Here is a 14,938-nt window from a genome sequence, read left to right as displayed (position 1 = left end):
AGGCCTGGGCGAGACCGTGTTCGCCCAGTAAAATCGCGCTCTTTTTCCCCGGACCGCCACCATGAGTTCCCTGCAAAGCCCGTCGGACGCCAGCGCCCGCAACGACCTGGTCTATGGCCTGGACGACCGTCCCAGCGCTCCCATCGCCCTGCTCGCCGCCCTCCAGCACCTGCTGGCGATCATCGTGCCGATCGTTACCCCCGGCCTGCTGATCTGCCAGGCGCTGGGCGTATCGCCGCGCGACACCAATCTGATCGTGTCGATGTCGCTGGTGATCTCCGGCATCGCCACCTTCGTCCAGTGCAAGCGCTTCGGCCCGTTCGGCGCCGGACTGTTGATCGTCCAGGGCACCAGCTTCAACTTCGTTGGCCCGCTGATCGCCGGCGGGGCGCTGATGGTCAAGCAGGGCACGCCGGTGGAAAGCGTGATGGCGGCGATCTTCGGCGTGGTCATCGCCGGCTCCTTCGTCGAGATGGGCATCTCGCGCATACTGCCGTTCGTCAAGCGGCTGATCACCCCGCTGGTGACTGGCATCGTCGTGCTGATGATCGGCCTGACCCTGATCAAGGTCGGCCTGATCAGCATGGGCGGCGGCTTCTCGGCGATGTCCAACGGCACCTTCGCCAACGGCGAGAACCTGCTGCTGTCCGGCGTGGTGCTGGGCATCATCGTGGTGCTCAATCGCATCCCGGTGGTATGGATGCGCAGTTGCGCCATCGTCATCGCCCTGGCCGTCGGCTACGCGCTGGCCGGCTACCTCGGCCGCCTGGACTTCACCGGCATGCACCAGGCCGAGCTGTTCCAGGTACCGACCCCGCTGCACTTCGGCCTGGACTTCTCCTGGCCGCTGTTCATCCCGATGCTGGTGATCTACCTGGTCACCTCCCTGGAAGCCATCGGCGACGTCACCGCCACCAGCAAGGTGTCGAAGCAACCGGTGGAAGGCCCGCTGTGGATGCAGCGGATCAAGGGCGGCGTGCTGGTCAACGGCGCCAACTCGTTCCTCGCCGGTATCTTCAATACCTTCCCCAGCTCGGTGTTCGCCCAGAACAACGGGGTGATCCAGCTCACCGGCGTGGCCAGCCGCTACGTCGGCCTGTGGATCGCCGCCATGCTGGTCCTGCTCGGCCTGTTCCCGAGCGTCGCCGGGGTCATCCAGGCGGTGCCGGAACCGGTACTGGGCGGCGCGGCGATGGTGATGTTCGGCGCGGTGGCCGCTTCGGGCATCAACATCCTCGCCGGCATCCAACTGGACCGCCGCGCCCTGCTGATCATCGCCGTGTCCCTGGCCCTCGGCCTGGGCGTTTCGCAGGTGCCGGAGTTCCTCGCGCACATGCCCGCGGCGCTGCGCAACGTGCTGGAATCCGGGGTCGCCACCGGCGGCATCTGCGCCCTGCTGCTGAACTGGTTCCTGCCGGAAAGCCCGGTCCAGAAGGCCGCACACTGATAGGCGCGGCGCCACCTCCGGGTGGCGTCGCGGTTTTCGCCGAAGGGTTTTCGTACCCGGCCAATGGTTGGGTATGATCGACGGCATGGCCATGCCCGTCGGCCACCCTCTTCCGTCCCGCAACCCGGACCCGCGCCCATGCCCCAGTCCCGCCGCCCGTTGCGCATCGGCCTGATCGCCGACACCCATGGCCTGCTCCGGCCCGAGGCGCTGGAACGGTTGCGCGGCTGCGACCAGTTGATCCATGCCGGCGACATCGGCAAGCCGGAAATCCTCGCCGAGCTGGAACGCCTGGCGCCGCTCTCGGTGGTGCGCGGCAACAACGACACCCAGGACTGGGCGGCGGACATCCCCGAGCGCCTGCTGCTGAAGATCGGCCGGCTGACCCTCTACGTACTGCACGACCTCAAGCGACTCGACCTCGACCCGGCCGCCGAAGGCATCGACGTGGTGGTCGCCGGACATTCGCACAAGCCGCTGAAGGAAGAGCGCGACGGCGTGCTCTACCTCAACCCGGGCAGCGCCGGACCGCGGCGCTTCAGCTTGCCGATCGGGATCGGCGTGCTGGAAGTGGCGGGGAAGAAGATCGAGGCGGAGCTGATCACCCTCTGACCCCGCCTGGAACCGTCAGCGGCGCTCCCATACCTCGAAGGCGTAGGCAGGCGCATCGTCAGCCGCGGCGTGTTCGATGCTCGACGCCAGGCGCCAGGCCGCGCCATCGATCTCGGGGAAAAAGGCGTCGCCCTCCGGCGCCAGGCCAACCCGGGTCAGGTAGAGACGCGCGGCGCGCGGCAAGGCCTCGGCATAGAGCTGGGCGCCGCCGATCAGCATCAGTTCGTCGGCGTCCTCCGCCTGCGCCCACGCCTCGGCGCGCGCCAGCGCGGCGTCCAGGCTGGCGAACACTTCCGCACCCTCCAGTGCCAGGCCGGCCTGGCGGCTGACCACCAGGTTTAGCCGGCCCGGCAGCGGCCGACCCAGCGAGTCCCAGGTCTTGCGCCCCATGATCACCGGCTTGCCGAGGGTCATCGCCTTGAAATGCTTGAGGTCGGCCGGCAGGCGCCAGGGCAGGCGGTTGTCGATGCCGATCGCGCGGTTCTCGCCAAGGGCGGCGATCATCGCCAGCGGTCGTGCCATGGGGTTACCTCATCGTGGAAGGACAAAGGCGCGAGGATAAACACTCGCGCCGGCGGACTCCAGGCCCGGCCTACAAGGGATTGGCATACGGCGGCACCTGCATGAAGAAGGTGCCATCCTCGTTGACCTGGGTGGTGCCGGTCGCCAGCACCTTGCGGTAGTCCTGCAGGTTGAAGGTCAGCACCTGGTCCGGGGTCTCGGTCTTCAGCAGCACCTGGGCGTAGGTGATGAGGATTTCGAAGATCTTCAGGTCGCCGGACTGTAGCCAGAGGAAGGATGGGCCCGCCGCGGCCGGCGGGCTGAACACCGGCGACGGCTGGCCGGGCGCCTGGGAGAAACGCAGGTGCAGCCCCTGGTCGTCGAGCCAGGCCTCCTGTACGTGGCCATCGATGCCCAGCAGCGGGAAGACCTTGCGGTAGTCCAGGCGCATGGCGCTGCCGACCAGGCTCGCCCCCGGCCGATCGAGGCTGACCAGCGCCGACATCGGCAGGCCGACCAGGCTCATCGCCCCGTACAGCGGCAGACCTATCACCTTCAACTGGTCGGGCCGATAGACCAGCGCGCCGCTGGCCGCGTCCACCTCCACGCCGCCGCCCAGCCGCAGCGGCAGCCAGGGCCCTACGCCGAGCGGACGCACCCGCCCCTCCACCTCCAGGCGTCCCGCCGCACTGCTCATGCGGAAGTCCTTCAACATGGTCCCGTCGTAGGCGAGGATGTGCTCGTTGAACAGGTTGGCCAGCTGCCGCGGGCTGAGCAGCACCTCACCCTCCATCACCTGGAAATGCATGTCCTGCGGGCGGTCGAAGTCCACCGGCTGGCCGGCCCGGTTCGGCACCAGCCAGCCCTTCACCTCGGGCACGTGGAAACCGATGTTGCCGCGCAGGTACATGTCCACGTTGCGCAGCAGTATGCCGACGCCATCCTGGCCGGAATCCGCCGGCCCGGCCGTACGCATGGGCAGCGGCACCGGCGCCGGCGGGACCTGCCGGTACCAGCCCTCGCGCAGCAGGGCCAGTTCGCGTTGCTGCCGGTCGATGGCGCTTTCGGCCTGGACCGCGCTGGCCGCCAACAGGCACCAGCCAAGCAGCACGCCCCACGGACGCCGGCTCACAGCCGTGCCTCCAGCGGCGCCGGCGCCTTCACTGGCGACACGGCGATCTGCACCATGCCGTCCTCGCGCAGGCGGATCACACCGTTCTGCAGTTGCCGCCGGTAGTCGTAGAGATTGAACAGCAGCGGCTGCCCCGGGCTGAGGCTGGTGAACAGGGCGTAGGCCTTGACCAGCACGGTGCGCGCCATCTTGATATCGCCGCCCTCGATGAACATGTAGCTGTCCGGCGCCCGTAATGCCGGCCATTGCAGGTCGGCCAGGGAGTCGCCGAGGGCGAGTTGCATGCCGCCGTCGGCCAGGGCCAGGCGACTGACGCGGAAGTCCAGGCGCGGCGGCGGGAACAAACCGTCGAGGTCGACGCGGATGCGGTTGCCGACCAGCTCCATGTGCCGGGTCTTCAGCTTCAGCACCTCGGACATCTCGATCGAGGCCGCCGCCAGCGACGAAGTGACCTCGACCCCGTCGACGAAGATCCGCCGGGGTACCAGGGTCACCTCCAGCGGACCGCTCAGCTCGATCTCGGTGAGCATCCGCAGCGGCCGCCAGCGCCCCTTGCGCAACAACTCGCCACGCACTTCCTGGCCGTCCTTGCGGGTGTTCATCCTGAGGTTGCGCACGGCCGCGCGGGACGCGGCGAGGTCCTGGTTGAGCAGGGTCGCCAGGGTGGCGTCGCTGACGAATATCTCGCCGGCCTGGATCCGCGCCACCATCGCCGTCGGATCGTCGAGCGACAAGGGCGCGCCGGGACGAGTCGGTTCCATGCGGATCAGCATGCGCTGGATGAAGAAACCGATGTCGTCGTGCAGGCGGAAGTCGGTATCGGCGATCCACAGTCGCGAACTCGCCGATCCCGAGCCGCGGGCGCCGACGCTCGCCTCCAGCGTACGCGGCGGCACGGCGCTCATCAGGCTGTCCGGCTGGCGCCCCCAGTCATCGGTAGCGGCCGTCGGCACACGCGCTTCGACACGGGCCGGCGGCGCCACGGCCTGGCCGCCACCGTGGGCATCGAAGGCCAGCCAGGCGCCCAGCAACAGGCAGGCCAGTTGCAACGACAGGCAGGGAAACGCGGAGGCAGGTTGCGCGGAAGCCATCACCGATCCTCTTATTGTTATGCGAGCGCCGTCACCCTATACCCTGCCCCGGCCGTCCGCCCCTTTCGTTGGATTGGCCGGGAAAACGCCGACGTCGTCACGCTGGCGGCGATTGTCACGGGAATGTCGCGAAACGGGCAAAGAAGTATCACCTGGCTGCGTCACTCTGCTGGACTGGAACACTCCCGAATCGCCGACGAGGACCCGTCATGCAACCAGCCTTCCTGCGCCGCCACCTCGGCGCCGCCTGCCTGATGCTCGCCGCTGGCCTGGCCAGCGCCGCCCACGCCGACACCGGCAACGTACAACGCGCCATCGACTGGGCCCAGGGCCAGGCCTCCGTCCGCCACCCGGCCGGCCACGAACGCTCGCCGCTGGTCATCGCCCACCGGGGCGCCAGCGGTTACGTACCGGAACACACCCTGGGCGCCTACGCCCTGGCGGTGGTGATGGGCGCCGACTACGTCGAGCCGGACCTGGTGATGACCCGCGACGGCAAGCTGGTCGCCCGCCACGACAACGAGCTGGGCCTGACCACCGATGTCGCCCAGCACCCGGAATTCGCCGACCGCAAGCGCACGCAGAAAGTCGACGGAGTGGAACTCACCGGTTGGTTCAGCGAAGACTTCACCCTCGCCGAACTGAAGACCCTGCGCGCCATCGAGCGCATCCCCACGATCCGCCCGGGCAATGCGCGCCTGGACGGCACCTTCGAGATCCCCACCCTGCAGGAGATCATCGACCTGGTGAAAAGCCTGCAAATCAGCCAGCAACGCACCATCGGCCTGTACCCCGAGATCAAGCACGGCACCCACTTCCAGCGCCTCGGCCTGGCCATGGAACGCCCGCTGGTGAAGACCCTGCACCGCAACGGCTACCTCGGTCCGCGCGCGCCGGTATTCATCCAGTCCTTCGAGGTGAACAACCTGAAGGAACTCAAGCGCCTCACCGGCATCCGCCTGGTCCAGCTCTACGGCAGCGGCCAGCCCTACGACCAGCAGGCCAGCGGCGGCAGCCTGACCTACGCCGAGATGGCCACCGCCAAGGACCTGCGCCAGGTGGCGCGCTACGCCTACGGGGTCGGTCCGGACAAGAGCTACGTGATTCCCCGCGATGCCAACGGCAACCTCGGCCAGCCGACCCGCTTCGTCGGCGACGCCCACGCCGCCGGGCTGAAGGTGCATCCCTACACCTTCCGCGCGGAAAACAGCTTCCTTCCGGCGGAGTTCCGCAGCGCCGACGGCAACCCACAGTCGCGCGGCGACCTGGCCGGCGAGATCAGGGCCTACCTCGACGCCGGCATCGACGGCCTGTTCAGCGACCAGCCGGACGTCGCCGTGCGCCTGCGCGAGCAGCGCTGACGCGGCCCGACCGGCGCTCGTACGCGGGCGCCGGCCTCATGGACACTCGATGTAGCCGTCGAAGGGCTGTGCCTTGCCCTTCTCCAGCGCCTGCCGCCTGATGTTCCGGCAGATCCGCCGATCGCGCTCGTGCATGGCGTCGATCGACGGGTTGCCGGTGGGTTCCACGCCCTTGTGGTCCTTGACGCCAAAGGTCACCAAGGGCTGCTCCGGCTCCACCCGGAAGCGCGACGGCGTTTCCTTCTCCTCCTTGCGCGACGGCGGATCCGCCGCCAGGGTCGGCAACTGGTCGGCCTGCACGCCATAGCGTTGCAGCAAGGAGCCATCGGGCAACTCGTCGGCCAGCGCGCCCGCCATCCCCAGCAACAGCGCCAGGGGGTATCGGCGTACTACCTTCATCTCAGTGTTCCTCTCGCTACCGGCGCCGAACGCTTTCGCCACGGCGCCAGTCAAAATCCCACACCCCGCCGCCACCCGGCTGGCAAGCCAGCATGAGCCGCCGGGGCGCTTTTTGCTATGTTTGGCGCTGATCAGACGCCGTTGGCCGGGCACGATTCACGCTCGGCAGGGAAATCGACACAGGAGGTGACTTGAGTCACACGACGCATCCCGGCCTCGACGCCCTCTGGCTGACCGAGGCCGTTCGCCTGCGCGAGGAGCAGGCCGGTCCGCTGGAAGACAGCGAGGCGCTTCGCCAGGCGCTGGCCCAGGGCGGTTCCCTGCCGCGCCGTATTCTCACCCGCGCCCACTGGCTGGGCCGCCGCGAGGGCCTGCTCGACGCCCAGCGGACCTGGCGCCAGGGTTCGCGGCTGGCGCTGGCCCTGCTGCTGGTGCTGGCCCTGGCCAGCGGCGCCGGACTGGCCTTCGCCGCGCTCGGCGACGGCCAGCGCCCGGTCAACGTGTTCTGGGCGCTGGCCAGCCTCCTCGGCCTGCACCTGCTGACCCTGCTCGGCTGGGCCCTCGGCCTGCTCGCCGGCGGCGAGGCCGCGGGCGCGCTCGGCCGGCTCTGGCTGTGGCTCAGCGGCAAGCTGGCGCGCGATGCTCGCGCCGCGCACCTGGCGCCGGCGCTATTGGTCCTGCTCGGCCGGCGCCGGCTGGCTCGCTGGGGCCTCGGCGCGCTGGTCCACGGGCTCTGGCTGCTCGGCCTGCTGACCGCGCTGGCCATGCTCCTCGGCCTGCTGGCGACCCGCCGCTACGGTTTCGTCTGGGAAACCACCATTCTCGGCAGCGATACCTTCATCACCCTTACCCAGGCGCTCGGCGCCCTGCCGGCGTTGCTTGGCTTCCCGTTGCCGGACGCCGAGCTGATCCGCGCCAGCGGCGACGCCGTCCTGGCCAGCGAAGCCGCACGGCACGCCTGGGCCGGCTGGCTGGTAGGCGTACTGCTGGTCTATGGGGTCCTGCCGCGCGCGCTGCTCGGTCTGTTCTGCCTGTGGCGCTGGAAACGCGGCCTGGCCGACCTCGACCTGGACCTCGACGACCCAGGCTACAGCCTGCTGCGCGAACGCTTGATGCCGGCCAGCGAACGCCTCGGCGTCAGCGACGCTGCGCCGGACTGGCTGCCGGAGCCGCAGGGCGGCCAGTCCGGCCAGGAAGCCGCCGGAGCGGTGCTGGTGGCGGTGGAGCTGGACGATCGCCGGCCCTGGCCGCCGAAGCTCGCCGAAGGCGTCGCCGACGCCGGCATCCTCGACGACGGCCAGCAGCGCCGTCGCCTGCTCGAACAACTGACCCGCTACCCGCCGGCGCGCCTGGCCATCGCCTGCGACCCGCGTCGCTCGCCGGACCGTGGCACCCTGACACTGCTCGGCGAACTCGCCCGCTGCGCCGCCAGCACCCGCATCTGGCTGCTCCAGGCTCCGCCCGGCGAAGCGCTCGACAGCGACCGCCTGGGCGACTGGCACGCCGCCCTGGAGCGCCTGCAACTGCCGCACGGCGAGACCTCGCCGCTGGCCTGGCTGGAGACCGGCCATGACTGAGCCGCTGATCCTGGCCGTGGTCGGCCACACCAATACCGGCAAGACCTCGCTGCTGCGCACCCTGACTCGCGACCGCGGATTCGGCGAAGTCTCCCATCGCCCCAGCACCACCCGCCACGTCGAGGGCGCCAGGCTGTCGGTGGACGGCGAAGCGCTGCTGGAACTCTACGACACGCCCGGCCTGGAAGACGCCATCGCCCTGCTCGACTACCTGGACGCCCTGGAGCGCCCCGGCGAGCGTCTCGATGGCCCGGAACGCATGGCGCGGTTGCTGGACAGCAACGAAGCGCGCGGGCGTTTCGAACAGGAAGCCAAGGTGGTCCGCCAGTTGCTCGCCTCCGATGCCGGGCTCTACGTGATCGACGCCCGCGAACCGGTGCTGGCCAAGTATCGCGACGAACTGGCGGTGCTTGCCGGCTGCGGCCGGCCGCTGCTGCCGGTGCTGAACTTCGTCGCCAGCCCGCAGCATCGCGAGGAGGAGTGGCGCACCGCCCTCGCTCGCCTGGGCCTGCACGCCCTGGTGCGTTTCGACAGCGTGGCGCCGCCGCTGGACGGCGAACGGCGCCTCTACGAGAGCCTGGCGCTGCTGCTGGAGCGCGCCCGGCCGCAACTCGACCGGCTGATCGCCGACCATGAGACCCAGGCCGCCGCGCGCCTGCGCGCCGGGCAACGGCTGATCGCCGAATTGCTGGTCGACGTCGCCGCCTGCCGGCGCCTGGTGCCCGGCGGCGAAAGCGCCGTGCAGGAAGCCACCCGCGACCTGCACCAGCAGGTGCGCAAGCGCGAGCAGGCCTGCGTGGAAGCGTTGCTGCGGCTCTACGCCTTCGCCAGGGACGACGCCCGCGCCGCCGACCTGCCGCTGCTCGACGGCCGCTGGGGCGACGATCTGTTCAATCCGGAGACCCTGCGCCAACTCGGTATCCGCCTCGGCGGCGGGGTTGCGGCCGGTGCCGCGGCCGGCGCCGGCATCGACCTGCTGGTGGGCGGCGTCACCCTTGGCGCCGCCGCCGCCCTCGGCGCCCTCGCTGGCGGCGCCTGGCAGACCGTCGGGCACTACGGTTCGCGCCTGCTCGGCAAGCTCAAGGGCGCCCGCGAGCTGACCGTCAACGACGCCGTGCTGCGCTTGCTTGCGCTGCGCCAACGGCAGCTCCTGGCAGCCCTGCAAACGCGCGGCCACGCGGCGATCGAGGCGATCCGCCTGGAGACCCCGGAGGACAAGCAGTGGCGCGAAGGCAAGCTGCCGGAAGCACTGCGCAAGGCGCGCGCGCATCCGGAGTGGTCGTCGCTGAACGGCAGGCGGGTGGGCGGCAGCGACCGCCAGGAACAGATCGACGCGCTGGCCGAATTGCTGGAGAGCGGACGCGGGGAATGACAGACTGGGCGACGATCGCCCAAGAGGTAGGCCCATGCCCTTCGTTTCCTACGCGCAGAACCTGGAAGACGTCCGACTCTGGCGGGCCCTGAAACTCTTCCCCAGGGGGTTCTACATCGACGTCGGCGCCAACCACCCGCGGATCGACTCGGTCACCCTGGCGTTCTACGAGCGCGGCTGGCGCGGCATCAACATCGAACCGCTGCCCCACCTGCACCGCGAGCTGGAGCGGGAACGGCCGGAAGACCTCAACCTGAACCTCGCCATTGGCGAGCGCGAAGGCCGCGCCACGCTCTACGAGATGGCCGCCTCGGGTCTCTCCACCCTGGACCCCGAGCTAGCCCGCCAGCGCCAGGCCGAGGGCTGCACGGCCACTCCGCGCGAAGTGAAGGTCAGCACCCTGGACGCGATCTGCGCGGCCCATGTCGAAGGGCCGATCCACTTCCTCAAGATCGACGTCGAAGGGCTGGAAGGCGCGGTGCTCCGCGGCCTCGACCTGAACCGCTGGCGCCCGTGGCTGATCCTCGCGGAAACTCCGTTCGACCACGACCCCGAGTGGAAAGCGCCGCTGCTCGCCGCGGGCTACCGTTTCGTCCACTTCGACGGCCTTAACGGCTATTACCTGGCGGAGGAACAGGCCCGCCTGGAAGGCGCCTTCGCGCTACCGCCGAACCTGCTGGACGACTTCCAGCTCTGCCATGGCCACGCCATGAGCCATCCGGTCGCACCGCTGGAGCAGGCCCTGGAGCAGGCGCTGCAACGCGCAGAAGATGCGGAGCGGGCTTTGCGGGACTGGCGCGCGCTTCCCTGGTACCGCCGCCTGTTCGGTTGAGCGGAGCCGACGGCTCCGCCGAAGGGTCAGACCGCGACCGGTGCCTTGATGTGCGGATGGGCCTCGTAGCCGACCAGCTCGAAGTCCTCGAAGCGGAAGTCGAACAGATCCTTCACCTCGGGATTCAGCTTCATGCTCGGCAACGGCAGCGGCTCGCGGGTCAACTGCAGGTCGGCCTGCTCCAGGTGGTTGGCGTACAGGTGGCAATCGCCGCCGGTCCAGATGAACTCGCCCGGCTGCAGGCCGGCGACCTGCGCCACCATCAGGGTCAGCAGGGCATAGCTGGCGATGTTGAAGGGTACGCCGAGGAAGATGTCCGCCGAACGCTGGTAGAGCTGGCAGCTGAGCTTGCCGTCGGCGACGTAGAACTGGAACAGCGCGTGGCAGGGCGGCAGGGCCATCTCGTCGATCAGCGCCGGGTTCCAGGCGGAGACGATCAGCCGGCGCGAGTCCGGATTCTTCTTCAGCATCGCCATCAGGTTGGCGATCTGGTCGATGTGGCGGCCGTCCGGCGCCGGCCAGGAGCGCCACTGGTAGCCATACACCGGGCCGAGGTCGCCGTTCTCGTCGGCCCACTCGTCCCAGATCGAGACGCCGTGCTCCTTGAGGTAGGCGATATTGGTGGAGCCCTTGAGGAACCACAGCAGCTCGTGGACGATCGACTTGAGATGGCACTTCTTGGTGGTCACCAGGGGGAAGCCCGCGGCCAGATCGAAGCGCATCTGGTGGCCGAACACGCTATAGGTGCCGGTGCCGGTGCGGTCGCTCTTGAAGGTGCCGTGCTCGCGCACGTGGCGCATCAGGTCGAGGTACTGTTTCATCGGAGGCTCGGATCGATATCGGTGCGGCGCCGACGTGGCGGCTCCCACCGAGGGATGACAGAAGGATGGCCAAGTCTACGGCGACGGAGCCTGCATCGCCAGTTCGGCGCGACCGGCGCAAGCCATGCACGCCCTGGCGCGGAAAGCCGGCTGCCCGGAGCGGATGACGCCTGCGACGTTATCCGCCCCGGGCACGAAAAGCGGCTCAGGCCGTCTTCGGCTGCGCCGCGTCGCGGCGGTAGGCCCAGACCATCAGGGCAATGCCGGCCAGCACCATCGGTACGCAGAGCACCTGGCCCATGGTCAGCCAACCCCAGGCGAGGTAGCCGAGCTGGGCATCCGGCACGCGGACGAATTCGACGACGAAGCGGAAGATCCCGTAGCACAGCACGAACAGGCCGGAGACCGAGGCGGTCGGCCGTGGCTTGCGGGTGAACAGCCAGAGGATGACGAACAGCGCCACGCCTTCCAGGGCGAACTGGTACAGCTGCGAGGGATGCCGCGGCAGCGGGCCGCCGTTGGGGAAGACCATGGCCCAGGGCACATCGCTGACCTTGCCCCACAGCTCCGAGTTGATGAAGTTGCCGATGCGCCCGGCGCCCAGGCCGATGGGCACCAGCGGGGCGATGAAGTCCATCAGCTGGAAGAAGCTCTTGCCATGGCGCTTGCCGAACCACCAGACCGCCAGCATCACGCCGAGCAGACCGCCATGGAAGGACATGCCGCCTTTCCAGACCTCGAAGATCAGCGTCGGGTTGGCGATGTACTCGTCCAGGTTGTAGAACAGCACGTAGCCCAGGCGGCCACCGAGGATCACGCCGCAGGCGACCCAGAAGACCAGGTCGGAAAGGCGCTCCTTGGTCCAGGTCGGGTCGAAGCGCTTCATCCGGCGCGACGCCAGCAGCCAGGCGCCGCCGATCCCGATCAGGTACATCAGCCCGTACCAGTGGATCTTCAGCGGGCCGATGGCCAGCGCAACCGGATCGATCTGGGGATACGTCAGCATCGATAACTCCTACGACAGAAAAGCGAGATCGGGGGTCAGGAAACTTATGCCCACGCTGAACAGCAGCAGGGCGAACAGTCGCTTGAGTACACGCGGCGACAAACGATGCGCCAGGCGCGCGCCGAAGCGGGCGAACAGCATACTGGTGGCAGCGATGCCGACCAACGCCGGCAGATAGACGTAGCCCAGGCTCCACTCCGGCAACTGCGGGTTGTGCCAGCCGACCGCGATGAACGACAGGGCGCCGGAAATGGCGATAGGTAGGCCGCAGGCCGAGGAAGTCGCCACCGCCTGCTGCATCGGCACGCTGCGCCAACTGAGGAAAGGCACGGTCAGCGAACCGCCGCCGATGCCGAAGATCGCCGAGGCCCAGCCGATCACCGCGCCGGCCAGGGTCAGGCCGCCCTTGCCGGGCACCTCGCGGCTACCCTTTGGCTTGAGATCGAGAACCATCTGCAAAGCGACCAGGATGGCGAACACCCCGATTATCTTCTGCAACAGCAGCCCCTTGATCTGCGCCGCGGTCAGCGCGCCGAGGGCACTGCCGATGAGGATGCCGAGGGTCATCCAGGCGAACACCGGCCAGCGCACCGCGCCGCGCCGATGGTGTTCGAGAATGGAATTGATCGAAGTGAAGACGATGGTCGCCAGGGAGGTGCCGACCGCCATCTGGGTCAGGACGTCGCCGCCGAAACCGTGCGCGGTGAAGCTGAAGACCAGCGCCGGGACGATGATCAGGCCGCCACCGACGCCGAACAGTCCGGCCAGCACGCCGGCACAGGCGCCCAGCACGATATAGAGGAGAAACTCCATGCACGCCCCCGTTGGAAAGCCGGCATGGTAACGGAATTGCGCGCCGCGCGGCAGGCGTCGTGCTTGAACGGCGATGGCGGATGCCTTTAGCCTGACGGCCAGCCCATTCCAAGGATCGCGCATGTGCCTGATCGTCTTCGCCTGGCAACCGGGGCACGCCCTGCCGCTGCTGGTCGCCGCCAACCGTGACGAGTTCTATGCCCGCCCGAGCCTGCCGCTGGCGGCCTGGGAGGACGCCGAGGGGGTATTCGCCGGACGCGACCTGGAGGCCGGCGGCACCTGGCTGGGGCTCGGCCCGGCCGGCCGTTTCGCCGCCCTGACCAACGTCCGCGATCCGTCGCAGGCTCTCGGCAAGCGCTCCCGTGGCGAACTGGTGGCGGACTTCCTGCGCGGCGGCGGCAACCCGGCCGACTACCTGGCGCAGGTCGCCGGGCGCGCTGCGGACTATTCCGGCTTCAACCTGCTCATTGGCGATCGCCATCAGCTCTGGCACTACAACCCCCGCGTAGGGCCACCGCGCCTGCTGCCGGCGGGGGTCTACGGGCTGTCCAACGCGGCCCTCGATACGCCCTGGCCGAAGCTGCTCAAGGCTCGCGCCGCCCTCGCCGAGCGGCTTGCCGAGCCGCATCCGCAGGCCCTGCTGGAGCTGCTGGCCGACGCAGCGCCGGCCGCCGACAGCCAGTTGCCGGATACCGGCGTGGGTCTGGCCACGGAACGTCTGCTCTCCAGCGTGTTCATCGCCAGCCCGAGCTACGGCACTCGCGCCAGCAGCGTCGTACGGGTACACGCCGACGGCACGCGGGAGATGATCGAGCGCAGCTTCGGGCCGTCCGGCGCCCGGCTCGGCGAGGTCAGCCTGGTGCTGCCGCCAGGCTGACCTTCAGCAACAGGCCACGCAATCGCGACGCTGCTTGGCCCGATAGAGGGCGTCGTCCACCCGGCACAGCAGCAGGTCGAGGGTCTCGCCATCGTTCAGCACGCCGACGCCGAAGCTGGCGGTCAACCGCTCGCCCATCTCGAAGGACTGCGAGCGAACCCGCTGGCGCAGGCGTTCGGCCAAGGCCGCCGCGGCCTCCAGGCCGGTTTCCGGAAGCAGCAGGATGAACTCCTCGCCGCCCCAGCGCGCCAGCACGTCGACCTCGCGCAGCTCGCTGGCGACCAGGCGGCCGAAGGCGACCAGCACGCGATCGCCGGTGGAGTGGCCGAACAGGTCGTTGATCCGCTTGAAGTGATCGACATCGATCATCACCAGTGCCGTCGCGCGTCCATGGCGCTGCCGGCGCATCCATTCATGGTGCAGGCACTGCTCGAACTTGCGCCGGTTGTACAGCTCGGTGAGCGGATCGATTTCGCTCAGGCGCTGGGCCTCGGCCATCTTCGAGGCCAGCGCCTGGTTGACCCGGTGCAGCGCCTCGGTGCGCTCGGCCACCAGGTCCTCGAGACGCCGGTTCCAGTCGAACAGTTCCTCGTTGCGCTGCTGCAACTCCAGCTCGACCAGCTTGCGCTGATGGATCTCGTGGTGCGCACCGATCATCCGCCGTGGCTCGCCGCGCTCGTCGAACTCGACGAAACGCCCGCGATCGCTGATCCACAGGTAATCCCCGCTGTAGGTGCGGCAGCGGTATTCCTCGCAGTATTCCGGGCTTTCGCCGTCGAGGTAGGCCTGGAAGCTGGCCATCACCCGCGGATAGTCCTCGGGATGGATGATGTTCTTCCAGGTCTCCACGCTCTCCGGCAGGCTATGCGGCGGATAGCCGAGCATCAGGTACCAGCCGGCGCTGCGGCTGACCTGGTTGGTCGCGATGTTCCAGTCCCAGATCCCGTCGCTGACGATCTCCAGGGCATATCGCAGGGTTTTCTCAAGGTCTTCGCGTGACAGCGGAAGAAGACCTGGCGGCTTCGACGCCCGTTCGTCCATTTTGCGGCAATCCCTCGCACGTTCGACTGGCCAGTGGCCTCTACCGAATGGCAGGC

The 14,938-nt window shown here is 68.9% G+C and carries 15 protein-coding genes; 7 read left to right on the top strand and 8 right to left on the bottom strand.

Annotated features, from left to right (window positions below; all coding sequences use genetic code 11):
• Positions 1-61 precede the first annotated feature (61 nt).
• Together HMPREF2924_RS25370 and HMPREF2924_RS25365 are read left to right on the top strand one after the other, a co-directional pair.
• Positions 62-1,447 carry a nucleobase:cation symporter-2 family protein gene (locus tag HMPREF2924_RS25370; protein ID WP_003084433.1) on the top strand — a complete coding sequence of 462 codons (1,386 nt, stop codon included), beginning with the start codon at positions 62-64 and terminating at the stop codon, positions 1,445-1,447.
• 138 nt (positions 1,448-1,585) lie between these two features.
• Complete coding sequence (locus tag HMPREF2924_RS25365) at positions 1,586-2,059, top strand: metallophosphoesterase family protein (RefSeq protein ID WP_003102894.1); 474 nt, start codon at positions 1,586-1,588, stop codon at positions 2,057-2,059.
• 15 nt (positions 2,060-2,074) lie between these two features.
• Here the strand turns inward: HMPREF2924_RS25365 and HMPREF2924_RS25360 are convergent, their stop codons facing one another.
• The 3 genes from HMPREF2924_RS25360 to HMPREF2924_RS25350 all read right to left on the bottom strand — a co-directional run bounded on the left by HMPREF2924_RS25360 (position 2,075) and on the right by HMPREF2924_RS25350 (position 4,783).
• A complete protein-coding gene (locus HMPREF2924_RS25360) occupies positions 2,075-2,581 on the bottom strand; it encodes a dihydrofolate reductase (protein ID WP_003084430.1) in 507 nt (168 codons plus the stop codon).
• Between the two features lie 70 nt (positions 2,582-2,651).
• On the bottom strand, positions 2,652-3,692 hold the full coding sequence (locus HMPREF2924_RS25355) for a hypothetical protein (RefSeq protein WP_012613491.1): 1,041 nt from the start codon (positions 3,690-3,692) through the stop codon (positions 2,652-2,654).
• Positions 3,689-4,783: a hypothetical protein gene (locus tag HMPREF2924_RS25350; protein WP_003128916.1), complete on the bottom strand. Its 1,095-nt coding sequence runs from the start codon at positions 4,781-4,783 to the stop codon at positions 3,689-3,691. The genes HMPREF2924_RS25355 and HMPREF2924_RS25350 overlap by 4 nt, the downstream gene beginning before the upstream one ends.
• A gap of 209 nt (positions 4,784-4,992) precedes the next feature.
• Here HMPREF2924_RS25350 and HMPREF2924_RS25345 point away from each other — a divergent pair, with 209 nt between their 5' ends.
• The gene (locus HMPREF2924_RS25345) at positions 4,993-6,144 is read left to right on the top strand and encodes a glycerophosphodiester phosphodiesterase (protein ID WP_070700712.1); all 1,152 of its coding nucleotides are present in this window, start codon (positions 4,993-4,995) and stop codon (positions 6,142-6,144) included.
• 36 nt (positions 6,145-6,180) lie between these two features.
• Here the strand turns inward: HMPREF2924_RS25345 and HMPREF2924_RS25340 are convergent, their stop codons facing one another.
• Positions 6,181-6,543 (bottom strand): hypothetical protein, encoded by a 363-nt coding sequence (locus HMPREF2924_RS25340; RefSeq protein ID WP_003084423.1) that lies wholly within the window; start codon positions 6,541-6,543, stop codon positions 6,181-6,183.
• Between the two features lie 191 nt (positions 6,544-6,734).
• Here HMPREF2924_RS25340 and HMPREF2924_RS25335 point away from each other — a divergent pair, with 191 nt between their 5' ends.
• Genes HMPREF2924_RS25335 through HMPREF2924_RS25325 form a run of 3 tightly spaced genes read left to right on the top strand, consistent with a single transcriptional unit; the run spans position 6,735 to position 10,324 of the window.
• On the top strand, positions 6,735-8,120 hold the full coding sequence (locus HMPREF2924_RS25335; RefSeq protein ID WP_023094489.1) for a DUF2868 domain-containing protein: 1,386 nt from the start codon (positions 6,735-6,737) through the stop codon (positions 8,118-8,120).
• Complete coding sequence (locus HMPREF2924_RS25330; protein ID WP_003110589.1) at positions 8,113-9,492, top strand: GTPase/DUF3482 domain-containing protein; 1,380 nt, start codon at positions 8,113-8,115, stop codon at positions 9,490-9,492. The genes HMPREF2924_RS25335 and HMPREF2924_RS25330 overlap by 8 nt, the downstream gene beginning before the upstream one ends.
• A 34-nt stretch (positions 9,493-9,526) precedes the next feature.
• Positions 9,527-10,324, top strand: coding sequence for an FkbM family methyltransferase (locus HMPREF2924_RS25325; RefSeq protein ID WP_003112965.1), 798 nt, complete (start codon positions 9,527-9,529; stop codon positions 10,322-10,324).
• 26 nt (positions 10,325-10,350) lie between these two features.
• Here HMPREF2924_RS25325 and HMPREF2924_RS25320 read toward each other — a convergent pair whose 3' ends face one another.
• The 3 genes from HMPREF2924_RS25320 to HMPREF2924_RS25310 form a co-directional block, all read right to left on the bottom strand.
• Positions 10,351-11,145, bottom strand: a complete 795-nt coding sequence (locus HMPREF2924_RS25320; RefSeq protein ID WP_003110588.1) for a thymidylate synthase — start codon at positions 11,143-11,145, stop codon at positions 10,351-10,353.
• Between the two features lie 205 nt (positions 11,146-11,350).
• Entirely contained in the window at positions 11,351-12,151 is an 801-nt protein-coding gene (lgt, locus tag HMPREF2924_RS25315; protein WP_003128900.1) for a prolipoprotein diacylglyceryl transferase, read from the bottom strand.
• Positions 12,152-12,160: 9 nt separating this feature from the next.
• Positions 12,161-12,964 carry a sulfite exporter TauE/SafE family protein gene (locus HMPREF2924_RS25310; protein WP_003128899.1) on the bottom strand — a complete coding sequence of 268 codons (804 nt, stop codon included), beginning with the start codon at positions 12,962-12,964 and terminating at the stop codon, positions 12,161-12,163.
• 121 nt (positions 12,965-13,085) lie between these two features.
• Between HMPREF2924_RS25310 and HMPREF2924_RS25305 the strand changes: the two genes are divergently transcribed.
• Positions 13,086-13,841, top strand: a complete 756-nt coding sequence (locus HMPREF2924_RS25305; RefSeq protein WP_003084407.1) for an NRDE family protein — start codon at positions 13,086-13,088, stop codon at positions 13,839-13,841.
• A 3-nt stretch (positions 13,842-13,844) separates the two neighbouring features.
• Here HMPREF2924_RS25305 and HMPREF2924_RS25300 read toward each other — a convergent pair whose 3' ends face one another.
• Complete coding sequence (locus tag HMPREF2924_RS25300) at positions 13,845-14,882, bottom strand: sensor domain-containing diguanylate cyclase (RefSeq protein ID WP_003084406.1); 1,038 nt, start codon at positions 14,880-14,882, stop codon at positions 13,845-13,847.
• Between the last annotated feature and the right edge of the window lie 56 nt (positions 14,883-14,938).

The sequence above is a fragment of the Pseudomonas sp. HMSC063H08 genome (assembly GCF_001813645.1).
In the GTDB taxonomy this organism is placed as follows: domain Bacteria; phylum Pseudomonadota; class Gammaproteobacteria; order Pseudomonadales; family Pseudomonadaceae; genus Pseudomonas; species Pseudomonas aeruginosa.
This window is presented reverse-complemented; position numbering and strand designations above follow the sequence as displayed.